Origin of the sequence: Streptomyces sp. NPDC058662, assembly GCF_042716255.1 — a bacterium.
Classification (GTDB): Bacteria; Actinomycetota; Actinomycetes; order Streptomycetales; family Streptomycetaceae; genus Streptomyces.
This window is the reverse complement of record NZ_JBHXRU010000009.1, coordinates 13,992-35,676: the sequence shown is the minus strand read 5'-3', so window position 1 is coordinate 35,676 and position 21,685 is coordinate 13,992. Positions and strand designations below refer to the sequence as shown.

The following is a 21,685-nucleotide window of genomic DNA, read 5'->3' as shown; positions in this document are numbered from 1 at the left end:
ACAGGGCCCGGAAGAGCCGTCACCCGGCGGCGGCCTCCGGCTCCGCCGCCGTACGGGGAGTGGTCTGCTGGACCGCCCAGCCGTTGCCGTCCGGGTCGGAGAAGTAGACGAAGGACCCCCAGGGCATGTCCTGGATCTCGGTCACCTCGATGCCCCGGCCCCGGAGGTCGGTGTAGGCCTCCTCGATGTCGGCGACCACCACCTGCATGTTGTCCAGCGAGCCCGGGGGCATCCGGGTCAGGCCCTCGCCCAAGGCGATCGAGCAGGCGGATCCCGGCGGGGTCAGCTGGACGAAGCGGATGTCCTCGCTGACGGTGATGTCGTGGTCGGTGTGGAACCCGATCCGCTCGTAGAAGGCCTTGGCCCGGTCGACGTCGGTGACGGGGACGGCGACCAGCTCCAGTTTGATGTCCATCGGGGTCTCCAGAGTCGGGGTACGAGTCGGTGGCGGCCCGGGGTGGGGCCTGTCGGCCATCATGCTCCCGGGGCCTGCCCCGCGCTGCCCGACACCGCATTCGCCGCGTCGTCGGGCCCGGCGTCCGCCGCGTCCGGGGCCGGCGTGCCGTCGGCGCCGGCGAACTGCGTGAGGTACAGCTCCTCGTACCGCCCGCCGCGTGCCAGCAGTTCGGTGTGCGTGCCGCGCTCCACGATGCGCCCGTCCTCGACCACCAGGATCAGGTCCGCCGCCTGCACGGTGGACAGCCGGTGCGCGATCACCACCGCCGTCCGCCCGGCCAGGGCCTCGCCCAGCGCCTCCTGCACCGCCGCCTCCGACGTGGAGTCCAGGTGGGCGGTGGCCTCGTCGAGGATCACCACCCGCTGCCGGGCCAGCAGTAGCCGCGCGATGGTCAGCCGCTGCCGCTCCCCGCCGGAGAGCCGGTAGCCGCGTTCCCCGACGACCGTGTCCAGACCGTCCGGCAGCGAGGCGACGAGCCCGTCGAGCCGGGACCGCCGCAGGGCCTCCCAGATCTCGGACTCCGAGGCCCCGGGCCGAGCCAGCAGCAGGTTGGCGCGTACCGACTCGTGGAAGAGGTGCCCGTCCTGGGTGACCATGCCGACCGTGTCGCGGATCGAGTCCTGCGTGAGGTCCCGTACGTCGATGCCGCCCAGCCGGACCGTGCCCGCGTCCGCGTCGTACAGCCGGGGCAGGAGCTGGGCGATGGTGGACTTGCCGGCGCCGGAGGACCCGACCAGGGCGATCATCCGGCCGGGAGCCGCCCGGAAGGACACCTCGTGCAGGACCCGCGCACCGCCCCGCGGGTCGAGAGCCGCGACCTCCTCCAGGGAGGCGAGGGAGACCTTGTCGGCGGAGGGGTAGCCGAACGAGACCCCCTCGAACTCCACGGCCACCGGCCCGTCCGGCACCTCGCGGGCCCCGGGCCGCTGGGCGATCAGCGGCTCCAGATCGAGGATCTCGAAGACCCGCTCGAAGCTCACCAGCGCGCTCATCACCTCGACGCGGGCGCCGGCGAGCGCGGTCAGCGGCGCGTACAGCCGGGTCAGGAGCAGGGCCAGCGCGACGACCGACCCCGCGTCGAGGGTCCCGCGCAGGGCGTAGTACCCGCCGAGCCCGTAGACGAGGGCGAGGGCCAGCGCCGAGACCAGGGTGAGGGCGGTGATGAAGGCGGACTGGGCCATGGCCGTGCGGATGCCGATGTCCCGTACCCGCGCGGCGCGGGCCGCGAACTCCGCCGACTCGTCCGCCGGCCGGCCGAAGAGCTTGACCAGGGTCGCGCCCGGGGCGGAGAACCGCTCGGTCATCCGGGTGCCCATCGAGGCGTTCAGCTCGGAGGCCTCGCGCTGCATCGCGGCCATCCGCACGCCCATCCGGCGGGCCGGCAGCACGAAGACCGGCAGCAGCACCAGCGCCAGCAGCGTGATCTGCCAGGAGATGCTCAGCATCACGGCGAGGGTCAGCAGCAGTGTCACCGTGTTGGCGACCACCCCGGACAGGGTGTTGCTGAAGGCCCGTTGGGCGCCGATCACGTCGTTGTTGAGGCGGCTGACCAGAGCGCCGGTCCGGGTCCGGGTGAAGAAGGCGACCGGCATCCGCTGCACGTGGTCGAAGACGGCCGTCCGCAGGTCGAGGATCAGCCCCTCGCCGAGGGTGGAGGACAGCCGGCGGGTCAGCAACCCCAGGGCCGCCTCGACGACCGCGATCAGCGCGATGAGGAGGGCGAGCCGGGTGACGGTGCCGCTCTCCCGGCCGTTCACGATCGCGTCGACGACCTTGCTGGCGAGCACCGGGGTGGCCACCGCGAGCAGGGCGGTCACCACGCTGAGCAGAAGGAAGAGGGTGAGCCCGCGACGGTGGGGGCGGGCGAAGGCGGCGACGCGCCGCAGGCTCGCCCGGGAGAACGGGCGCCGGTCCTGCTGGGCGTTGATCGCGCTGTGCAGCGAGTGCCAGGCGGTGACTTCCATGTCCATGCCCGGAACGCTACGACCTCGACCTAGGTCGAGGTCAACGCGTCGGGCGGGACCAGGGCTGAGCCCGCCCGCGGCCCTGGCCTCCGCCCATCCCGGGCCTCCCCATGGTCCGGTGAAAGGGCGTGCGATAGATTCGGCCAGCCCCCACGGCACATCCTTTTCCAACCACGCGGAGACAGGCTTCTCAATGAGCGACATCATCAACGGACTTGGCCGAACCAGCGCCTACGGTGCCCTCGGCCTGGTGCTGCTGATCCTCGGTATCGTCCTCGTCGACGTGCTGACGCCCGGGAAGCTCCCGAAGCAGATCTGGGAGGAGCGCAACCGCAACGCCGCCCTCCTGCTGAGCTCGGCGCTGCTCGGTATCGGCGGCATCGTCTTCACCTCGATCTGGACCACCTACGACGACTTCGGCAAGGGCCTGCTGTCGACGGCCGCCTTCGGCGTCCTCGGTCTGGTCCTGATGGCGGTGGCCTTCCTGGTGCTCGACCTGGTGACCCCCGGCAAGCTCGGCGCCATCGTGGTCGACCCGGAGCCCCACCCGGCGGTCTGGGTCACGGCCTCCTGCAACCTCGCCGTGGCCGCCGTCGTGGCGGCCTCGATCGCCTGACGCCGCGCCCACCGGACAACGGAACGGGCCAGGCGGCAGGCGCACACGCCACATGCCGCGCGCCACACGCCGCATGGCACACGCCGCACGGCACACGCCGCGAGAGCGCCGCTCCCCTGGGGGAGCGGCGCTCTCGGCGTATCCCGTACCCGCGTTACGCCATCCCCAGCGCGAACACCGCGAATCCCGCCGCCAGCACGCCCGCCGCGGTCCGCCGCACCGCCGACGCCCCCCGCCACGGCTCCTCGAACCGGCGGGCGTACCGGGCGATACCCACCAGGAGCAACGCGAAGAGCGGCATCCACGCCAACCGCGCCACGATCCACCCCACGCTGTCCGGCGCCGTCGTCAGCCCCGCCACCCCGCCCAGGAAGGAACCGGGCACAGCCGCGGCCAGCATCGCCGTCTGGTGCCAGCACAGGATCGTCATCGCGCACAGGTTGACCACCACCACCGGAGCCCACAGCGCCGGCCGCTCCAGCAGCCTCGCGAGCCGGTCGCGCAGCAGGATCGCCGCACCCGACTGCACGGACGCCAACGCCGGCACCAGGAGCGACGGCGGATGCGAGTTCGTCCGCGCCGCGCCCGGAACCCCCACCATCGACGCCGGGTAGTGGAACACCACCAGCAGCGCCGCGAACAGCACCGCCCCGCCGGCCAGCAGCAGCCAGGCCGCGCGCGGCCCGATCCGCCGCTCGCCCCAGGACACCCCGAGCTGGTACGCGAACAGCCAGCCCGGCAGGATGTTCACCAGGGACAACCACGAGGGCACGGAGTCCGCGAGCGGCCCGTACCGCAGGAAGTCCACGACCGCGACGGTGGCGAGCAGCGGCGCCGCCGCCCATCCGCCGAGCCGGCCCGCCGCCCGGACGCAGTACGGGGTCAGGGCGGTGACCACCACGTACACGCCCACGAACCACAGGGGTTGCACCACCAGCGTCGCCGCGGTCCGCAGCGTCGTCTGCGGCACACCGGCCGCGTACAGCGCCGGCGCCGCCAGCGCCCACACCGCCGCGACCCCCACCACGGGGCGGCCCAGCCGGACGATCCTGCCCCTCAGCCACGCCCCCGCCGAACCGGCGCGGCGCCGGTAGGACAGCGCCGAGGCGTAGCCGCCGACCAGGAAGAAGATGCCGAGCATCTGGAGCACCCACCCGGCCGGGGCGAGAGCGCCGAAGTGCGAGAGCGGGCTCGCGTTGTGCAGCCCGCCCTCGGGGTCGAGGGTGAAGCCGCCGAGCAGCCAGTGGCCCGTCGGTACCGCGAGCAGGGCCAGCGCCCGCAACCCGTCGACGGCCCGGTCGCGATGGGCGGGGGTCCGCCGGTCGATCCGCACGGCGGTCGACCGGACCTTGGCGAGCGTGCTCATCGGGCCTCTCCCCTCGCGATGGCGGCGAACGCCGCCAGCGACGCGGTGCCGGGGGCGAAGTAGCCGGCGTGGCCCCGCACGTCGCCGGCGGGCACCCGGCGGGCGCCGAAGGCCGCGGACGCGGGGTCGGCGCCGTGCCCGATCCCGGCGAGCTCCACGTTCGGCACGTCGGCGATCCAGTCCGAGGGCCCCCGGGCGGCCCAGACGCGGGCCCGGGTCCCCAGAGCGTCCGCGGTCCCGGCGCGCATGCCGGGGGAGCCCAGTACGACGACGTCGGCGGCGTCCGTGTGCCGGGCCGCGAGCCCGCAGACCACCGAGCCGTAGCTGTGGCAGAACAGCACCGGGTCGGGGGCGCCGACCGCGTCGAGTCCCCGCGTGAACCGTACGAGCCGGACCGCGCCGGCCTGCGCCAGGTTCCCGCCGGCCGCGTCCAGGCCGACGCCGACGGGCGTGGTGTAGCCGGTCCAGGCGATCACGGCCGCCGATCCGCCGGCCGCCGCGCGCAGTGCGGTGGCCATACCGGCCGGGCCCGTGCTCGGCGCGCGCCGCCGGTCGTGGCCGGTGGCGTCGTTGTCCGACCCCGGCACGATCACCGAGACGTGTTCCGCGCGCTCCACATCCCCGAACACCTCGGCGACCTGGCCCCGGCCGCGCGGGTCGAAGGCGAGGATCTGCCGGTCCGCGGCGGCGAGCGGGGCGTACCGCGCCTCACCCGTCGCCGCGGCCGCGATCCGGTTGGCCTCGTACCGCAGGGGCAGCGGCGCGCCGTCCAGGTTGCCCACCACCAGCGGGTGGCGGCGCAGCAGTTCGCGCCGCGCCGGGTCGTCCAACTCCGCGAAGAAGCGGGCCACCTCCAGCGGCGCGGCGCTCGCCGGATCGGGCAGGGGGCGGCCGGCCAGGGTCTCGGCCCGCCAGTCGGCGGTGCCCGGCGGCGGCCCGGTGACCGCCCGCTGGCTGTCGCCCGAAGCCCACCCCGCGGTGCCCACGACGACGGCCACCGCCGCCACGGCCGTGCCCAGTGTCCTTGCGAAGCGGCGCATGCCACTTCCCCCCTCCTCGTCGCGAGCCCTCTGACGAGGAGGAAGGTAAGAACGGGGTGGCGCACGGCACGTCGCACCAGGGAGCCAACCCGGTTGTCATACCCCGGTAGGGGGTGGAGGAGAGACGACCGCCGGTCTCAGGTGCTGTCGCCCGGGCGGACCAGTCCCGCCTCGTACGCGAAGATCACCGCCTGCGCCCGGTCCCGCAGGTCGAGTTTGGCCAGGACCCGCCCGATGTGCGTCTTGACCGTCTGCTCCGCCACCACCAGGTGACCCGCGATCTCCTGGTTCGACAGCCCCCGCGCGATCAGCTCCAGTACCTCGGTCTCACGCGGGGTCAGGCCGTTCAGCCGCAGCGCCGGATCCTTGCGCGGCGCCGGCCGCCGCTGCACGAAGTCGGCGATCAGCCGCCGGGTCACCGAGGGCGCCAGCAGGGCCTCGCCCGACGCGACCACCCGCACCGCCGAGATCAGGTCCGCCGGCGGCGCGTCCTTGAGCAGGAACCCGGAGGCGCCGGCCCGCAGGGCCTCGTACACGTAGTCGTCGATGTCGAAGGTCGTGAGCATCAGCACCTTCGGCCGGTGCACCACCCCGAGCGGCGGGTCGAGGATCTCCCGGGCCGCCGTCAGCCCGTCCATCTCCGGCATCCGCACGTCCATCAGCACCACGTCGGGGTGCGTGGAGCGGGAGACCTGCACCCCCTGGCGGCCGTCGGGCGCCTCACCCACCACATCGATGTCGGCCTGCGCCGACAGCAGCGCGGCGAACCCGGCCCGCACCATGGCCTGGTCGTCGACGATGATCACACGGATGGTCAACTGGCGTCCTCAATAGGGGCGTTCAGGGGAAGGCGGGCCGCGACGCGGAAGCCGCCGTCGGGCAGTGGACCGGTGTCCAGTGTCCCGCCCGTCAACCGTACGCGCTCGCGCATCCCCACCAGCCCGTGCCCCGTACCCGTGCTCTCCAGCACCGGCCGGGCGTCCCGGGCCGGTCCGTTGACCACCAGGACGAGGACCTCGTCGGCGTCGACGGTCACCGACACCCGCGTCCGCGCCCCCGGGGCGTGCCGCACCACGTTGGCGAGGGCCTCCTGCACGATCCGGTACGCCGAGAGGTCCACGGCGGGCGGCGCCGCCCCCGCCGCGTCCGCCGCCAGGGACAACTCCACCGGCTGCCCGGCCCGTACGGTCGCCTCGACGAGCTGCTGCAGCCGGCCGATCCCGGGCTGCGGCGCCCGCTCGCCGTCGGCCCCCGGGCCGCCGTTCGCCCCGTCGCCGCGCAGAACGGTCAGCAGCCTGCGCATCTCGCCCAGCGACTCCCGCGCACTGGCCGCGATCGCCTCGAACTCCTCCCGGACCGGCTCCGGCATGCCGGGCAGCCGGTACGGAGCCGAATCGGCCTGCACGGTGATCACCGACATGTGGTGGGCCACCACATCGTGCAACTCCCGTGCGATCCGTGCCCGTTCCTCCAGCAGCGTCCGCCGGGACCGCTCCGCGTCGCTGATGCTCTCCTGCTCGGCGATCCGCTGCCGCGCGTCGCCCAGACCCCGCAGCGCCCAGGACAGCACCAGCACGACCCCGGCCAGTACGAAGAGCAGTGCCGCGGTGTTCGTGGCGCCCGCGGGCTGGAAGAAGCCCAGCCCCGCCCCGACGGCGCCGGTGGCCAGCCACACCCCGGTCAGGGTCCGGGGCGACTCGCGCAGCCCGAGGCAGGCCATCAGCACCAAGTAGCCGACGATGGCCATCGGCGTCCACGGCCACGCCCGCCCGGCCATCACGTCGGAGCTGAGCAGCAGGAACGCGCCCAGCGCGTCGGCGACGAGGACCAGCACCCAGGCGGGCAGCGGCCGCGTCACCGCCAGGAGCAGCGGCACGGTCTGTGCCACTCCGAGCGCGCCCGACCAGCCCCCGCCCGCCTCGTAGTCGTTGGTCAGCACCGCGATGGTCACGGGCAGCAGCGACACCACGACGATACCGACCACGACGTACGGCAGCGCCCGCTGCCAGGCCCTGGGCGCCTGCGCGAACAACGGCTCCGCCTCCCGCGCCGGTGTCCGCAGCAGGACGGCGAGCTGCGCCAGCGCACCCGGCACCCGGGCGGCGCCGGGGGTGCGTGAGGCGGCGCGGGTCCGGCCGAACCGCCGCGTGCGGGGTGTGTCGCTCATGACGGGCAAGCCTATGCGGCCCCAACCCCGGCTCCGGCTCGGGGAACCGGTGCGGGCGGGCCTCACCGGTCGATGACGCACCACCGCGCTCGTTCCCCCGGCGGTTCCCGCTCGTTGACCGGGCATGGAACTGCCGACGATCGCGGCGCCGGGCGTCGGGGAACGGGCCGACGCCGCGGCTGACGCCGCCTGCCACCTCTACGACGCCGTCGCCCCCCGGGGTACGGCCGCGGCGGGCCGCGGCGGCGGGCCCGGCGGTTGGAGCCGGGGCTCGGCGGAGGACGCGGCGGAGGCCATCGAGACCCTCGCGCACGCCCTCGCGGGCATCGAGCCGGACGCCGAGGTGGTGCTGGCGCCCGTCCACACCGCACTGGCCGAACTGCGCCGCCGACTGGGTCTGGCACCCGCCGACGCCCTGACCGCCGACGGTCTCCCGGCGACGCCCCGCACGGTCGGCAATCCGCGCCGGACGCGGTGGGTGCGGGTGCTCACCCCGCCTTCGCCGAGGCGGCCGCCTTCGCGTACAACGTCCTGACGTCCGCGCCGAAGTAGGAGCTGTACGAGGTGTCGGGACGGTCCCCGCCCAACTTCCAACCGCCGATGATCCCGACCACGTCGCCGGTGCGGGTGCGCGCGTCGTAGCGGGTCAGGAACGGGCCGCCGCTCGTCCCGCCCGGGTAGCCGGTGCAGTCGATGCGCAGGAAGGACCCCGGGATGCGGGCGTCCCCGCTGGTGAATTTCGTCGTCCGGTTGACGCAGAGCCGGGGCCGGGCCGCGGACGACGGGTAGCCGATCAGGGAGACCCGGGCGTGCGCGTAACCGGAGCCGGTGACCAGCCGGTTGCCGCCGACCACGTCCTCCACCCGGCGGCCCCGCGCGTCCGGCCCGACGCGTGCGAAGGCCACGTCGAGGGTCGCGGCCCGGTTGGGGCCCCGGGAGCGGTAGCGGGGGTCGATCCACACCCGGGAGCGCCCGGCCTTGTCCCGCAGGACCGGGAACATGCCGTACGGCTGCGGCCGGGCGCGCGTGTACAGCGGTACGAAGGCCACCTGCCGGGCGTCGGTGCCGAGCAGGCAGTGGGCGGCGCTGAGGACCAGGTCGCGGCCGGGGGAGGAGACCACGCTGGCGGTGCAGAAGTAGCCCGAGCCGCCCTTCACGACGAACATCCGGCCGACGACGGGAATACCGGCGAAGTCCTGGCCGATGCCGGGGGCCGGGGCGGCGGCGAGGCGGACGGGGGAGGGGGACGCGGACGCCGGCGCGGGAGGTGGCGCGGACGCCGGCAGGACCGAGGGTGCGGGGGAGGGGAGGTCCGAGGGCGCGGGGGCCGGCAGGTCCGAGGGTGCGGGGGAGGGGAGGTCCGAGGGCGCGGACGCCGGCAGGTCCGAGGGTGCGGACGGTGCCGGGGTCGCCGAGGGCAGCGGGACGGCCGCGGCCATCCGCTCAGGGGTCCAGAAGGACTGGGCCTCGCGGGCGGACCACCGCCCGGCCGCCGCGGGGGCGGCGGCGCCGGCCTCGGCGCCGGGCAGCGGCCCGGCCGGCACGAGCAGCGCGGCCGCCACCGCGGCCGTGGTCAGTGTTCGTCGCATGCGGTGCTCCTGTACCTGTACGGCCGCGAAAACCTAGACGGCCTGGGGGAAGCGGAAGAGCCGGTCGGGATCGTAGGCCTGCCGGACCCGCTCCAGCCGCGCGAGGTTGGGCCCGTAGTAGGCCTCGCGCCAGCCGGTGAGCTTCGGGTCGGTGTAGTTCTGGTAGGCGCGGCCGCTCGCCCACGGGCGCAGGTCCGCCCACAGCCCGTCGAGCCAGCGCTGGTGCCGGTCCACCTCGGCGGCCGGGGCGGAATCCGGCCAGCCGACGAGGTACTGGGCGAGGAAGGCGGCGTCGCGGTGCGCGAAGGCGGTGTCGCCGGCCGGCACCCGGTTGAGGGCTCCGCCGCAGACGCCGTCGAACTGCACCACCGCGTGCCCGCCGGGTGGTGCCTCGCGCGGGTAGCGGCGTACGGCGTCCAGCACCGCGCCGATCGCCGGAGCCGGCAGTCCGCCGCCCGCCCAGAAGTCGGAGCGGGCGGCGTAGGAGGAGCGGCCCAGCCGCCCCTCGGGTCCCCGGCCGGGCAGCACACCGGGCAGGCGGCACTCGGCAGGGCTCTGCTCCGAGCAGCCGGACATGGCCCGGACGGTGTCCCCGTAGCCCCGTACGACGATCCAGTCGTCCCGCGCCGGGGCGCCGACGAGGTCGGACAGGCGGGTCAGCTGCCGTTCCAGCTCGCGGCGCCCGTCGAGGCACACCACCCGTACCGCCGGGGGGCCCGCGGGCTCGGGGCCGGACGGGACGGTGAACTCGACCTGGCTCCAGAACGGGTCCGCGAGCCCGTCCAGCCAGCGCTGCCACCCGCGCAGGACGGCGGCCGACGCGTCGGCGGGCCAGTGCAGTTCGGCGAAGGCGCAGTCGCCGACCGGGTGGGCGCGGAACCGGAACTCGGTGACCACGCCGAAATTGCCGCCCCCGCCGCCCCGCAGGGCCCAGTACAGATCCGGATGCCGGTCGGCGGCGACTTCGCGGACGGCCCCGTCGGGGGTGACCACCCGGGCGCCCGTGAGCCGGTCGCAGGTGGCGCCGTGAGCCCGCGAGGACAGGCCCAGGCCGCCGCCCAGGGTGAGCCCGGCGATGCCCACGGAGGGGCACAGCCCGGTGGGGACACCGAGCCCGCGGCCGGCCAGGGCGGCGTTCAGGTCCCCCAGCCGGGCCCCCGCGCCGACCCGGACACCGTCCCCCTCGACCACCACCGCGGCCATGGCTCCGGCGTCGACGACCAGCCCGCCGGCGCGGGTGGCGAAGCCCGCGTAGCCGTGCCCGCCGCCGCGCGGGACCACCGGCACCGCCGAGCGGCGGGCGAAGTCCACGCAGACGGCGACGTCGCCGGCGTGCGCGGGATAGGCCACGGCGGCCGGGGCGACCGTGTCGTACCGGGGCTGGAAGAGCTGCCGGGCCTCGGCGTAGTCCCCGTCGCCCGGGAGGACCAGGCGCCCGTCGATGCCGCGGGCGAGCGCGGCGTAGTCCGGGCCCGGGGCCGCAGCCCCGACGCCGGCGAGAACGGCGGCGGCCGTGCTCGCCAGTACCCGGCGCCGGTGGAGGCTCATGCCTCCTTCCTCCCACCGCGCGGGCCGTTCGGCGCGAAGGCGGGCCCACACACACCGCGCTGCCCCTCGAACGGCGCACAGGGGAAACGATCCGGTTGTTCATATGTGCAGTCCGGCGACGAGGCCGTGCCCGGGGGCGCCGGGCCGGGTGAAGGGCCTGGGGCAGGGCCCGGGAGCGCGGCGGTCGCACCGGGGGATCCGCCGGGCCCGGATCCCCCGGTCCGGCTCCGGCAGGGTGCTCCAGGGGGCGCTTTCGGCCGGATATCCGTCCCGCGCCGGGCCAACGACCGCCGTAGGCTGGCTGCATGACGGTCCTGGACATCACCGCGTGCGCCGAGGAGTTCGACGCCGACCCCTACCCCTTCTACGCGGAACTGCGCGCCACCGGTCCCGTCCACCAGCTGGTCGTGGGCGCCGCCCGCTCCTGGCTGATCGTGGGTCACGAGGAGGCCCGACAGGCTCTGACCCACCCGGCCCTGTCCAAGGACTGGCTCGGGTCCGACCTGTTCGCCGCCGCCCCGGACACCGCCGTGTCCAGCAACATGCTGGAGACGGACCCGCCCCACCACACACGGCTCCGGCGCCTGGTGGCCCGCGAGTTCACCGCGCGCCGCGTCGAGGCCCTGCGCCCCCGCGTCCAGCAGGTCACCGAGGAGCTGCTGGACGCCATGGAGGCCCGGCCGGACCGCAGGGCCGACCTCGTCCGGGACTTCGCGGCGCCCCTGCCGATGACCGTCATCTGCGAACTCCTCGGCGTCCCGGACCTGGACCAGCGGCGCTTTCGCGCCTGGTCCGGGGAGATCGTCGCGCCCGCGGACCCGGCCGGCGCGTCCCCGCAGGTGCTGGGGGAGATGACCGCCTACCTCCACGAACTCGTCGCGGCCAAGGCCGCCCGCCCGGGCGACGACCTGCTGAGCGCCCTCATCCGGACCCGCGACGAGGACGGCGACCAGCTCTCCCCGGACGAACTGATCGGCATGGCCTTCCTGCTGCTCGTCGCCGGGCACGAGACCACCGTGAACCTGATCGGCAACGGGGTGCGGGCCCTGCTCGCGCACCCCGGCCAGCTGGCCGCGCTGCGCGCCGACCCCGACGCCCTGATCGGCGGCGCGGTGGAGGAGATGCTCCGCTACGACGGCCCCGTGCAGCACGCCACGTACCGCTTCGCCCGCGAGGACCTGGAGATCGGCGGCACCCTCATCGGGGCCGGCACCTCCGTGCTCGTGTGCCTGGCCGGCGCGGACCGCGACCCCGCCCGGTTCCCGGAGCCCGACGTCTTCGACATCCGCCGGACGGGCCGCGGCCACCTCGCCTTCGGCCACGGCATCCACTTCTGCCTCGGCGCGCCGCTCGCCCGGATGGAGGGGAGCATCGCGGTCCGCGCCCTGCTGGAGCGGTTCCCCGAGCTGGCCGAGGACCCGGACGCGGGACCGCGCACCTGGCTCCCGGGCACCCTGATGCGCGGAGTGACCCGGCTGCCCCTGCGCTGGTGACGCGGACGGCCGCTCGGGCCGTCTCATACCGCGGATCAGCTGTGCGGTCAGCCGTACGGGTCAGGCCGCGCGGGTCGGGCGGCGCGGCTCAGGCCGCGCGGGTCAGGCGGTGCGGGTCAGGCGTGCCGGTCAGGTCTTGCGCACCAGCAGGAAGCCCTGCGGGGACTCCTCAAGGGCGTCCGGGGCGCGGACCAGGCGGGCCACCTCCGTCAGTCCCGCCTCCGCCAGCAGGGCGGCGATCCGGTCGGGCGGGTTCCGGTACACGTCGAGGTCGACCGGATGCCCGTACGCCCGGTCCAGCCGGATCCGCCCCTCGCCCGCCCCGAAAGCAATCAGAGCATGCCCGCCCGGTGCCAGGACCCGGGCGAACTCGGCGCACAGCGGCGCCAGTTCCGCGGGCGGCGTGTGCACCAGGGAGTGCCAGGCCAGGACCCCGCCGAGCACCCCGTCCGCGACGTCCAGCGATGTCATCGAGCCGACCTCGAACCGCAGGCCCGGGTAGCTCCGGCGGGCCACCGCCACCATCGCGGGGGACAGGTCGACACCGAAGGCCCGTACGCCGAGTCCGTCGAGGTGCGCCGTCAGCCGCCCCGGACCGCAGCCCAGGTCGGCCACGGCCCGGCCGCCGCCGCCCTCCGCCGCGCGCACGTACTCCGCGAACGCGGCCAGCACGGCGCGGTCCAGCGGTCTGCGGGCCAGCTCCGGGCCGACCAGCCGGGCGTAGTCGGCGGCGACGGCGTCGTAGGACGCCCGTACGGCGTGCAGGTCTGTCATGCCCCTGAACAGTAGCCCGCTCGGCGCCCCGGCTCACCCCCCGGCGGCCCACCTCACCCCTCGGCGCCCCGCCTCACCCCGGCGGCCCGGTCAGCTCCGGCCGGTCGCCGGGAGCGGGGGAAGGTCCGCCCACTGGTCGCCCGGGACGTCCGGGCTGAGCCGCATCAGGGTGAGGGCCTTGGTGGGCAGCCGATCGCGCAGCAGGGCCGCCCGGTCGGCGGTGGCGGGCAGTCCGCCGGTACGGGCGAGGGCCGGGCCGAGGGCCTCGGCGAGGGCCTCGGACGAGCCGGCCGTCGCACCGAGCGTTCCCGTCACGAGCGAGCCGAACAGCTTGCGCCGCAGGACGGTGTCGTCATCGGTGATCAGCCGGCCGGACAGGGGCGGGACCGCCAGCCCGTGCCGCGCCAGGCGGGCCGGGCTGATCCGGATGTCGGCGAGGTCCCGGTAGACCAGCCGGAGGGGGTCGCCGGAGGCCGACAGGACGACGAGGAGGTTCTGCCCGTGGGCCTCCAGTGCCACACCGAGCTCCAGGACACGCAGGCACACCGAGAGGGCGAGCCGGGCGAACTCCGCCTGCCAGGCCGGCGAGCGCGCGGGCGGGAAGCAGGCCAGCGCCGCCACCGGGAGGACCCGTTCGCCCGCGCCGGTGTCCGCGTACACCTCCGGCGGCTCACGCAGCACCGCCGCCAGGTCCGGGCTGTGCGCCGTGGCGGCGCCCAGGGTGCGCGTGATGTGCAGCCGGCCGTCGAGCCGCGCGGCCAGCGTCTGGGCGAAGGCGGACACCGCCGCGGCGGTGTCGACGGAGTAGACGGAGATGTCCCGGACGGAGGAGGTCAGCCGGGTGCTCAGCGCGGTCTTCACATGCGCTCCGGCGACCGCGCCCCGGTCCCCGACCCCGCCGGGCATCGGGGCCAGCGTCCGCAGGGCCATCAGCGGGTGCGCCGGGAAGCCGGCCCGCACCCGCTGATGGCCCAGCGTGTGCACCGCCTGCCAGGGATGCACCGGGACCAGGATCCGTCCCCCGTCGCGCAGCTCCGCCGGCCAGTCACCGGTCACCAGGCACTCCCCGGCCGGTACGGGGATCAGCCCGAGCTCGACCACCGGGCGGTGCTCGGGGGCGTACGCCAGCTGCTCGGCCACCGAGAAGCCGGGCCGGGAGCGGCAGTTCGGGTGGTAGGGATGGCCGTCGACGATCCGCTGCTCCCACTCCCAGGTGGTCCGTGCCCCGGTGTCGTCCTCCCCGGCCGGCGGCCGGCCGGCCCGCGAGAGCGCGAGGGAGGCCGTACTGTCGTCCAGCTCGGCGGCGAACTCCTTCCCGTGCGGCACCTCCAGCGCCGCCATCAGCCGGGCCGCCTGCCGGTATGCCACACCGTCGAGCAGCACCTCGTCCACGTAGGGCGCCGTCGCGTACGGATCGGCTGCCGGGCCCTCCAGCCGGGCGCCGCCGGCCAGCGTCACCGTCAGCGTGCCGGCCCCCCGCTCGCGGCCCACCACCCACGGCAGCGGTTCGTGGGCCAGGGCCCGCCACAGCCGGGTCAGTACGGCGGCCCGCGCGCCGTCCAGCGCGCCGGCGTACGCCGGTCCGAGCGCCGGCCGTACGTCGGCCAGCTCGGCGGCCACGGCTTCTTCGGCCGCGCTCGCGGGAAATCGCATACTGCTGCTCCGCACGTCACAGGGGTCGGGTCCGGCCGGAAGGTCGCTCCACAGGATGATCACGACATCATCGCGGATACTGAAGATCATGACGGGCGCTCGCCGTGCGACCCCGGGCACGCCCGCCCCAGCGAAGGGAACCAGTGGACCTCAACGCCGCCGCGGACGCGTACGCCGCCGCGCCGCTCCTGAACTGCCTCCTGCGGGAGGCGGCCGACCCGCAGGGGGCGGGAGTCCACCGGCTGCGCGGCAGCGGGCGGTTGCTGCGGGTGCGCGGCGGGCGCAGGCCGGCCCGCCCCGAACTGCGTACGGCGGGCGGCTGGCACGGACTCAGCCACAGCGAGCTGGTGAAGCTCACCTCGGACGAGCTCGGACGGTACACGGGCCTGGCGAACGACGAGCTGCCGGTGGAGATCGCCGACAGCCGCGACGCCGTCGCCGCGCTGCTGGCCGCCCGGGAGTCGGCCGAGCCCCCCGCGGACCCGTACCTCCGCTCCGAGCAGGCTCTGCTCATGGGGCACCCGTACCACCCCGCCCCCAAGGCGCGCGGCGGGGCGCCGGCGGGCAGCTGGCTGCCCTACGCGCCCGAGGCGCACGCCCGGTTCCCGCTGGTCATGCTGGGGCTGCGGGAGGACCAGGCGGTGGAGGAGGGCGGGGCGGCCGCCGCGGACGCGGTCGACTCCCTCGCCGACCTCCTCGACGGCCCGCGCGCTCCCGCCGGCTACCGGCTGCTGCCCGCGCACCCCTGGCAGCTGGACCTGGTGGGCGCCCGGCCGGCCGTGCGCGAGGCCTTCGCCGACGGGCGGTTGGTACTGCTGGGGGAGGGGCGGCGGCCGGCCTGGCCCACGGCGTCCATCCGTACCGTGCACGTGGCGGGAGAAGACCGCGACCTGTTCGTGAAGTTCAGCCTCGACGTGCGGATCACCAACGACGTCCGCCGGCTGTGGCGGCACGACCTGGTGAAGCTGCGGCGCACCGACTCGGCCGTCGAGGCCGGGTTCGCCGCCCTGCGCCGGACGGGCTCCCCCGCGGCCTGGCTGGCCGACCGGGGCTACCGTACCGCCGGGTTCGCCTTCGAAGAGCTCGCCGTGCTGGTCCGCGACGGACTGCGCGCGCACGTACTGCCCGGGGCCGAACCCCTGCTCGCCGCCGCTCTCGCGGAGGGCTGGGACGGCAGCCCGCTGGAGCGCACCGCCGACCCGGCCGGGTGGTGGCGGGCGTACCTGCGCCAGGTCGTGCCGCCCGTGCTGGAGCTCTTCGCCCGCCACGGTGTCGTCCTGGAGGCGCACCTGCAGAACACCGTGGTGGCCGTCGACGCGGCGGGCACCCCGGTCCAGGCGCTGTTCCGCGACGCGGAGGGGGTCAAGCTGCTGCCCGACCCGGAGCGCGGGGCCGCGTGGCAGCGGCTGGTCTACTGCCTGGTGGTCAACCACCTCATGGGGATCGCGGCCGCCCTCACCGAGCGGTATCCGGACATCTCCCCGCTGCTCTGGCCGGCCGCGCGGGAGGAGTTCCTGCGCTACGACGCCGCGCGCGGTCTCCCCGAGATCGCGGAGCTGCTCACCGCGCCGAGCCTGCCGGGCAAGACCAACCTGCTCCTGCGCTGGACCGGGGCGGACGGAGCGGACGCCCGCTATCTGCCCCTGCCGAACCCGCTGCGGGTGCAGCCGGGGCCGCCGGGGGGCAGGTAGCCGGGCCGGAAGCGGGTGCGAGTCCGAGCCGGGGGCGGGCGTCCGGGGCGGGGGTGGGGAACCGGCCGAAAGGCGCCCCTCGGCCGGGCCTCCGCTCCACCACAGGTATAGACCAATGCTAGGTTGTTCGGGCAGACCGCGCAGTCCTTGACCACCCGTCAGAGGAGAAGCCATGTCCTCCACTTCGCGGGGCGGCGGCCCGGCCGCCATGCCCAAGTACCAGCGGATCGCCGCAGCCTTGCGGGACGAACTCGACCGCGCCGCGAGCACCCCCGGCGGCCGACTGCCCTCCGAGCGCAGCCTGGCCGCCCGCTACCAGGTCAACCGGCAGACCATCCGGGCCGCACTCCAGCACCTGCGCGAGGACGGCCTCGTGGTGACCGGGCGGCGGGGGTCCCGGTCGGTGGCGGCGACCGGGACCCCCGCCGCCTCGGGCGCGACGCCCGCCGAACCGGCGGGGCCGGAGGGGGCCCGTCCGTCCTTTCCGGTTCCCGCGCCCACCCGGAGCTGGCTCACCCATGTCACCGTGGCGCCCTCGCTCGCGGCGCTGCTCGGCATGGCCGGCGGGGAGCGCACCCTGGTCCACCACCGGCGCGAACGCGGCAGGTCGGGCGAGACCGTCCGCGACGCCGTCACCTACCTCAGCTCCGCCGTCGTCGCGGAGCACCCGGACCTGGCCGCCTACCGCGACCGGCCGGGGGCCGTCCGGGACGTGGAGCTGGCCCCCCTGCACCGCTGGCTGGACCGGGCGGAACGCGAGGGCCGGATCGCCGAGACCATCACCATGACCCGTACCACCCACGCCCCGACCGCCGCCCCGGTGTGCGGCCTGAGCGTCCGGCGCACTCTCCACGACTCCGCCGGGCGCCTGCTGGCCGTCACCGACCTGGCGTTCCCCACCTGGGACCGGCTCACCTTCCACCGAGACCTCCGCGACTCCGTGACGGGCGGCTTCCGCGTCACGTAGCGACGGGCGCGGGGCGGCCGGGGGCGGGGACCGGCCGGGCCGGCCGGGCCGGCCGGGCCGGGGGTCATGCGCTCGTGTGGATGTCTCCGCTGGTGGTGGAGGTGATGATGCCGCGGCGGCCGAGGTCGCCCGGGGGGATGCCCGGGTGGTGGCCGGGCATCCCCGCGCCGGGGGTCACCCCGAGGGCCAGGGTGGACACGATCCGGTAGCGGTCGCCGCGGTAGACCGAGTGCACGTACTCGACCGGCCGACCGGTGGTGTCGGTGGTGAGCCGTTCGATCAGCAGGGCGGGGGAGAGCAGGGGGACATCGAGCAGGTCCGCCTCGGCCTCGTTGACCACGGTCGGCTCGATGGACTGCCGGGCCTCGTGCACGTACACGCCGTGGTGGTCGCGCAGGTGCTCGTAGAGGTCGCCCGCCTCCAGCTCCGCCGGTGTCAGCGCCGGCACCAGGTCGGCCGGGATGTGCAGGTGCTCGATGGCCATCGGAGCCCCGTCCACCAGCCGCAGGCGGGCGATGTAGCGCAGTTGCGCCCCCGGCGAGATCCGCAGCCGCCGTCCGATGCGGGCACCCGCCTGCACGGTGGAGTGCTCCAGGACCCGGCTCGACCAGTGCCCCGAGGCCTGGCGGACGGCGAAGGGCGCCTCGTCCGCCGCCAGTTCCTGGGTGATCTTGGCGGGTGCGACGAACATGCCGCGCCCGTGCTCCCGGACCAGCGCTCCGGTGGCCACGAGCTCGTCCACGGCCGCGCGCAGGGTGGGCCGGGAGACCTCAAGGGCGGCGCACAGCGTGCGCTCGGAGGGGATCGCGTCCCCGGGCCGCCGGACGTCGATCAGCCCCAGCAGGTGCTCGCGGACCCGTTCCCGTTTGAGCATCGAGCCGGAGGGACCCTGCTCGGTGTGCATACCCGTCTCCTTTCGCCGCTGGTCATGTCCAACTGGTCATGCACATCTAAGCACTCGGCCCGGGCCATCGGTCAGGGATCGGTGAACATCCCTTGCCACAGCGGGGGTTGACGCGTTGCGCGGAGCATGCCACCTTCAAGCCGTCACCTCACCAATTGGTGAACTGGTAAGCACCGCCGCAGGGACGTCCGCGGGCGCCGGCCTCCGTCCGCCAGTGCACCGGAAGACCGCCCGTCGCCTGCCGGCCCAGCCGCACCGCCCGCCCGTCGCCCGCCGCCCCAGCCGTCCCGCCCGCCCGCCGCCGCCGTATCGGGGAGGAACCCGAGGCATGCCCGCCCACCACGCCGACATCGCGCTCGTCCCGCGCCCCGAGTCCGTCGTCGCCGGGCCCGGCCGGTTCACCCTCGACCGGGACACCGCTCTGCACGCCGGCCCCGGCGCCGGCGAGGCCGCCGCACTGCTCCGCGAACTGCTCGCTCCCCCCACCGGACTGGCCCTGCCGCCGGGCCCCGACGGGCGCGTGTCCCTGCGCCTCGACCCCGGCGCCGGCTCCGGCGTCGCGGGCGGCCACGGCGCCGCCCTCGGCGACGAGGGCTATGTGCTGACCGTCACCACCGAGGCCGTCCTGTTGTGTGCCGCGCGCCCCGAAGGCCTACTGCGCGGGGTCCAGACCCTGCGCCAGCTGCTGCCCCCCGAGGCCCTCGGCGAGCACGCCCAGCGACGCGAGCGGTGGTTCCTGCCCTGCGTACGGATCACCGACCGGCCGCGGTTCGCCTGGCGCGGAGCCATGCTCGACGTGGCCCGCCACTTCCAGCCGGTCTCCTACGTACGCCGCTTCGTGGACCTGCTCGCCCTGCACAAGCTCAACGTGCTGCACCTGCATCTGACCGACGACCAGGGCTGGCGGATGCCCGTGGCCGCCTACCCCCGCCTCACCGAGATCGGCGGCAGGCGTGCCGAGACCGAGGGCGACGGCGTCCCCCACGAGGGCGCGTACAGCAGGAGTGAGCTGACGGGCCTCGTCGCGTACGCCGCCCGGCGCGGGGTCGTGGTCGTCCCCGAGGTCGAGATGCCGGGCCACGCGCGGGCCGCCCTCGCCGCCTACCCGGAGCTCGGCAACCGGCCGGGCACGCGCCTGGAGCCGTGGACCCGCTGGGGCGTCTGCGACACGGTGCTCGGCGTCCACGAGGAGGTGCTCGACTTCTGCCGCACGGTCCTGGACGAGGTGACGGACGTGTTCCCCGCCCCGTACGTGCACCTCGGCGGCGACGAATGCCCCGGCACCGAGTGGCGGGACTCGCCGGCCGCCCGGGCCCGGGCCGCGGCGGAGGGCCTGGCGGGGCCGGATGCCCTCCACGGCTGGTTCCTGCGCACCGCGGCCGACCACCTCGCCTCACTCGGCCGCAGCCCCCTCGGCTGGACCGAGTCCGGGGCGGACCTCCCCGGCTCCTTCACCGCCATGGCCTGGCTCGACCCGGAGCACGGCCGCACCGCCGCGCGCCGCGGCCACGACGTGGTCATGGCGCCGTTCCGCTCCACCTACCTGGACTACCCCCAGTCCGCCGACCCGGCCGAGCCCCGCGGCCAGGACGGCGTGGTCGACCTGCGGGGCGTCTACGACAACGACCCCGCGCCCGCCCACTGGGAACCGGAGGCCGCCCGCCGCGTCCTCGGCACCCAGGCCCAGCTGTGGACCGAGTACGCGCGGACCCCCGCGCAGCTGGAATACCTGGCCTTCCCGCGCCTCTGCGCCCTGGCCGACACCGCCTGGTCCGCGCACCGGGACTGGCCGGACTTCCTGCGCCGGCTCGGCCCCCACCGCGAACGGCTCGCCGCGCTGGGCGTCGGCGGCCGGGCCGGGCGCGCGATACCGCACACCACGTCCACCTCGTGACCCCCCCCACCCGAGAGGAACGCACGATGCGCACTGAGACACCCCGACCCGAAGGCTCCGCGGTACATCGATCCGCCGCCCGTTCCGGCAAGCGCCGTACAGCCCTGGCCCTCGCCGTGGCCCTCGTCGCCGGACTCGGCTCGGCCGCGCTGATCCAGGCGCCCGCCGGCGCCGCGGCCGCCGCCGTGAAGGTCCAGTACCGCACCAGCGCGAGCGGAGCCACCGCCGACCAGGTCGAGCCCTGGTTCAAGGTGGTCAACAACGGCACCGCCGCCGTCGCGCTCGACCAGGTCAAGCTCCGCTACTACTTCAAGGCGGACGGCCCGAGCGCCCAGTACCGCTTCGCCTGCTCCTGGGCGGTCAAGGGCTGCTCGAACATCACCGGCACCTTCGGCACCCCGGCGAACCCGACCGCCACCGCCGACCGCTATCTGGAGATCTCCTTCACGGCGGCCGCCGGATCGCTCGCACCCGGCGCCGACACCGGCGACATGCAGCTGCGCTTCCACCGCGCGGACTGGCAGACCCTCAACCAGGCCGACGACTACTCCTTCAGCGGCTCGCGCACCGCGTACGGGGACTGGGACAGGGTCACGGCCCAGCTCGGCTCCGCCACCGTGTGGGGCACCGCGCCCGGCGGCAACTCGCCCGACCCGGACCCGACCCCGACGCCGACGCCCACCGATCCGGGACCCGGCGGAGCCACCCTGTTCGACGACTTCAACTACGGGTCCCACACCGACCCGGCTGTCAACGCGCACGGCTGGAGCATCCGCTCCAACGCCGGCGGGCCGGGCGTCGGCGGCGCTACCTGGGCCCCTGAGAACGTCACCTTCGCGGTCGAGGGCGGGAACTCCCTCATGAACCTGGAGACCTCCACGGCGGGCACCGGCGAGAGCACGAAGCACACCGAGGTGCTGACCCGGGCGACGAAGTTCAAGAACGGCACCTACGCGGCCCGCGTGCGGTTCTCGGACGCCCCCAAGTACGGCCCCGACGGCGACCGCCTCGTCCAGACCTTCTTCACCATCAACGACCTCAAGGCCCCGATGGCCGACGACTACGCCGAGTACGACTTCGAGTACCTCCCCAACGGCGGCTGGGGCGAGCCGGGCAACATCCTCTACACCACGTCCTGGGAGACCTACCGCCCCGACCCGTGGGAGGCCGTCAACCAGCACTCCGAGGTCCGCACCAGCTACGCGGGCTGGCACGACCTGGTCCTCACCATCGACGACAGCACCATCACCTACTACGTCGACGGCCGGCTCTTCGGCACCCACGACGCCCGGTACCTGCCGGAGCGCCCCATGTCGATCAACTTCAACCAGTGGCTGATCGACCTGAACGGGCAGCCCGCGACGACGCCCCGCGCCTACGACCAGAAGGTGGACTACGTCCTGCACGTCAAGGACCGGGTCCTGACGCCGGCCCAGGTGGCCGCGAAGGTCAACGCCTACCGCTCCGCCGGCACCACCTTCGAGGACACCGTCCCGGCGGGCTGACCCGGGGGCGTACGCCGGCTCCCCGCCCCCGCGGCGACGCGGGGGCGGGGAGCCAGG

General features: G+C 75.3%; 18 protein-coding genes. 7 read left to right on the top strand and 11 right to left on the bottom strand.

Annotated features, from left to right (window positions below; translation table 11 throughout):
* Positions 1–19: 19 nt before the first annotated feature.
* On the bottom strand, positions 20–415 hold the full coding sequence (locus ACFWUQ_RS06025) for a VOC family protein (RefSeq protein WP_384533438.1): 396 nt from the start codon (positions 413–415) through the stop codon (positions 20–22).
* 59 nt (positions 416–474) lie between these two features.
* Positions 475–2,427 carry an ABC transporter ATP-binding protein gene (locus tag ACFWUQ_RS06020; protein WP_384533435.1) on the bottom strand — a complete coding sequence of 651 codons (1,953 nt, stop codon included), beginning with the start codon at positions 2,425–2,427 and terminating at the stop codon, positions 475–477.
* A 187-nt stretch (positions 2,428–2,614) separates the two neighbouring features.
* Between ACFWUQ_RS06020 and ACFWUQ_RS06015 the strand changes: the two genes are divergently transcribed.
* Positions 2,615–3,037 carry a DUF350 domain-containing protein gene (locus ACFWUQ_RS06015; RefSeq protein ID WP_384533433.1) on the top strand — a complete coding sequence of 141 codons (423 nt, stop codon included), beginning with the start codon at positions 2,615–2,617 and terminating at the stop codon, positions 3,035–3,037.
* A 154-nt stretch (positions 3,038–3,191) separates the two neighbouring features.
* Here ACFWUQ_RS06015 and ACFWUQ_RS06010 read toward each other — a convergent pair whose 3' ends face one another.
* The 4 genes from ACFWUQ_RS06010 to ACFWUQ_RS05995 form a co-directional block, all read right to left on the bottom strand.
* Positions 3,192–4,403, bottom strand: coding sequence for an acyltransferase (locus ACFWUQ_RS06010; protein WP_384533430.1), 1,212 nt, complete (start codon positions 4,401–4,403; stop codon positions 3,192–3,194).
* Entirely contained in the window at positions 4,400–5,443 is a 1,044-nt protein-coding gene (locus ACFWUQ_RS06005; protein ID WP_384533427.1) for an alpha/beta hydrolase, read from the bottom strand. Before ACFWUQ_RS06005 ends, ACFWUQ_RS06010 begins: the two co-directional genes overlap by 4 nt.
* Positions 5,444–5,580: 137 nt before the next feature.
* Positions 5,581–6,261 carry a response regulator gene (locus ACFWUQ_RS06000; protein ID WP_384533424.1) on the bottom strand — a complete coding sequence of 227 codons (681 nt, stop codon included), beginning with the start codon at positions 6,259–6,261 and terminating at the stop codon, positions 5,581–5,583.
* Positions 6,258–7,610 carry a sensor histidine kinase gene (locus tag ACFWUQ_RS05995; RefSeq protein WP_384533421.1) on the bottom strand — a complete coding sequence of 451 codons (1,353 nt, stop codon included), beginning with the start codon at positions 7,608–7,610 and terminating at the stop codon, positions 6,258–6,260. Before ACFWUQ_RS05995 ends, ACFWUQ_RS06000 begins: the two co-directional genes overlap by 4 nt.
* 124 nt (positions 7,611–7,734) lie before the next feature.
* On the opposite strand from ACFWUQ_RS05995, the gene ACFWUQ_RS05990 reads away from it, so the two are divergent.
* The gene (locus tag ACFWUQ_RS05990; RefSeq protein ID WP_384533418.1) at positions 7,735–8,145 is read left to right on the top strand and encodes a hypothetical protein; all 411 of its coding nucleotides are present in this window, start codon (positions 7,735–7,737) and stop codon (positions 8,143–8,145) included.
* Here ACFWUQ_RS05990 and ACFWUQ_RS05985 read toward each other — a convergent pair.
* Positions 8,099–9,199 (bottom strand): trypsin-like peptidase domain-containing protein, encoded by a 1,101-nt coding sequence (locus ACFWUQ_RS05985; RefSeq protein WP_384533416.1) that lies wholly within the window; start codon positions 9,197–9,199, stop codon positions 8,099–8,101. The two genes, ACFWUQ_RS05990 and ACFWUQ_RS05985, sit on opposite strands and share 47 nt — an antisense overlap.
* Positions 9,200–9,232: 33 nt before the next feature.
* Entirely contained in the window at positions 9,233–10,747 is a 1,515-nt protein-coding gene (locus ACFWUQ_RS05980) for an FAD-binding oxidoreductase (RefSeq protein ID WP_384533413.1), read from the bottom strand.
* Between the two features lie 305 nt (positions 10,748–11,052).
* On the opposite strand from ACFWUQ_RS05980, the gene ACFWUQ_RS05975 reads away from it, so the two are divergent.
* Positions 11,053–12,240, top strand: a complete 1,188-nt coding sequence (locus ACFWUQ_RS05975; protein ID WP_384533410.1) for a cytochrome P450 — start codon at positions 11,053–11,055, stop codon at positions 12,238–12,240.
* 129 nt (positions 12,241–12,369) lie between these two features.
* Here the strand turns inward: ACFWUQ_RS05975 and ACFWUQ_RS05970 are convergent, their stop codons facing one another.
* Positions 12,370–13,014 (bottom strand): class I SAM-dependent DNA methyltransferase, encoded by a 645-nt coding sequence (locus tag ACFWUQ_RS05970; protein ID WP_384533408.1) that lies wholly within the window; start codon positions 13,012–13,014, stop codon positions 12,370–12,372.
* A 90-nt stretch (positions 13,015–13,104) separates the two neighbouring features.
* Positions 13,105–14,667: an IucA/IucC family protein gene (locus tag ACFWUQ_RS05965; RefSeq protein ID WP_384533578.1), complete on the bottom strand. Its 1,563-nt coding sequence runs from the start codon at positions 14,665–14,667 to the stop codon at positions 13,105–13,107.
* A gap of 143 nt (positions 14,668–14,810) precedes the next feature.
* On the opposite strand from ACFWUQ_RS05965, the gene ACFWUQ_RS05960 reads away from it, so the two are divergent.
* Together ACFWUQ_RS05960 and ACFWUQ_RS05955 are read left to right on the top strand one after the other, a co-directional pair.
* Entirely contained in the window at positions 14,811–16,358 is a 1,548-nt protein-coding gene (locus ACFWUQ_RS05960) for an IucA/IucC family protein (protein WP_384533405.1), read from the top strand.
* Positions 16,359–16,530: 172 nt separating this feature from the next.
* Positions 16,531–17,325 carry a GntR family transcriptional regulator gene (locus tag ACFWUQ_RS05955; protein ID WP_384533402.1) on the top strand — a complete coding sequence of 265 codons (795 nt, stop codon included), beginning with the start codon at positions 16,531–16,533 and terminating at the stop codon, positions 17,323–17,325.
* Between the two features lie 64 nt (positions 17,326–17,389).
* Here the strand turns inward: ACFWUQ_RS05955 and ACFWUQ_RS05950 are convergent, their stop codons facing one another.
* Positions 17,390–18,229, bottom strand: coding sequence for a GntR family transcriptional regulator (locus ACFWUQ_RS05950; protein ID WP_384533400.1), 840 nt, complete (start codon positions 18,227–18,229; stop codon positions 17,390–17,392).
* 328 nt (positions 18,230–18,557) lie between these two features.
* On the opposite strand from ACFWUQ_RS05950, the gene ACFWUQ_RS05945 reads away from it, so the two are divergent.
* A complete protein-coding gene (locus ACFWUQ_RS05945) occupies positions 18,558–20,123 on the top strand; it encodes a beta-N-acetylhexosaminidase (protein ID WP_384533397.1) in 1,566 nt (521 codons plus the stop codon).
* A 26-nt stretch (positions 20,124–20,149) separates the two neighbouring features.
* The gene (locus tag ACFWUQ_RS05940) at positions 20,150–21,628 is read left to right on the top strand and encodes a cellulose binding domain-containing protein (protein ID WP_384533395.1); all 1,479 of its coding nucleotides are present in this window, start codon (positions 20,150–20,152) and stop codon (positions 21,626–21,628) included.
* The last annotated feature ends 57 nt before the right edge of the window (positions 21,629–21,685 follow it).

What these genes read in the sequence shown, in the direction of transcription:
- ACFWUQ_RS05945 (WP_384533397.1), top strand. Translation starts at nt 18,558, where the DNA reads ATGCCCGCCCACCACGCCGACATCGCGCTCGTCCCGCGCCCCGAGTCC.
- ACFWUQ_RS06010 (WP_384533430.1), bottom strand. Translation starts at nt 4,403, where the DNA reads ATGAGCACGCTCGCCAAGGTCCGGTCGACCGCCGTGCGGATCGACCGG.
- ACFWUQ_RS05970 (WP_384533408.1), bottom strand. Translation starts at nt 13,014, where the DNA reads ATGACAGACCTGCACGCCGTACGGGCGTCCTACGACGCCGTCGCCGCC.
- ACFWUQ_RS06015 (WP_384533433.1), top strand. Translation starts at nt 2,615, where the DNA reads ATGAGCGACATCATCAACGGACTTGGCCGAACCAGCGCCTACGGTGCC.
- ACFWUQ_RS05975 (WP_384533410.1), top strand. Translation starts at nt 11,053, where the DNA reads ATGACGGTCCTGGACATCACCGCGTGCGCCGAGGAGTTCGACGCCGAC.
- ACFWUQ_RS05990 (WP_384533418.1), top strand. Translation starts at nt 7,735, where the DNA reads ATGGAACTGCCGACGATCGCGGCGCCGGGCGTCGGGGAACGGGCCGAC.
- ACFWUQ_RS05940 (WP_384533395.1), top strand. Translation starts at nt 20,150, where the DNA reads ATGCGCACTGAGACACCCCGACCCGAAGGCTCCGCGGTACATCGATCC.
- ACFWUQ_RS06025 (WP_384533438.1), bottom strand. Translation starts at nt 415, where the DNA reads ATGGACATCAAACTGGAGCTGGTCGCCGTCCCCGTCACCGACGTCGAC.
- ACFWUQ_RS05985 (WP_384533416.1), bottom strand. Translation starts at nt 9,199, where the DNA reads ATGCGACGAACACTGACCACGGCCGCGGTGGCGGCCGCGCTGCTCGTG.
- ACFWUQ_RS05995 (WP_384533421.1), bottom strand. Translation starts at nt 7,610, where the DNA reads ATGAGCGACACACCCCGCACGCGGCGGTTCGGCCGGACCCGCGCCGCC.
- ACFWUQ_RS06005 (WP_384533427.1), bottom strand. Translation starts at nt 5,443, where the DNA reads ATGCGCCGCTTCGCAAGGACACTGGGCACGGCCGTGGCGGCGGTGGCC.
- ACFWUQ_RS05950 (WP_384533400.1), bottom strand. Translation starts at nt 18,229, where the DNA reads ATGCACACCGAGCAGGGTCCCTCCGGCTCGATGCTCAAACGGGAACGG.
- ACFWUQ_RS05965 (WP_384533578.1), bottom strand. Translation starts at nt 14,667, where the DNA reads ATGCGATTTCCCGCGAGCGCGGCCGAAGAAGCCGTGGCCGCCGAGCTG.
- ACFWUQ_RS06020 (WP_384533435.1), bottom strand. Translation starts at nt 2,427, where the DNA reads ATGGACATGGAAGTCACCGCCTGGCACTCGCTGCACAGCGCGATCAAC.
- ACFWUQ_RS05955 (WP_384533402.1), top strand. Translation starts at nt 16,531, where the DNA reads ATGTCCTCCACTTCGCGGGGCGGCGGCCCGGCCGCCATGCCCAAGTAC.
- ACFWUQ_RS05980 (WP_384533413.1), bottom strand. Translation starts at nt 10,747, where the DNA reads ATGAGCCTCCACCGGCGCCGGGTACTGGCGAGCACGGCCGCCGCCGTT.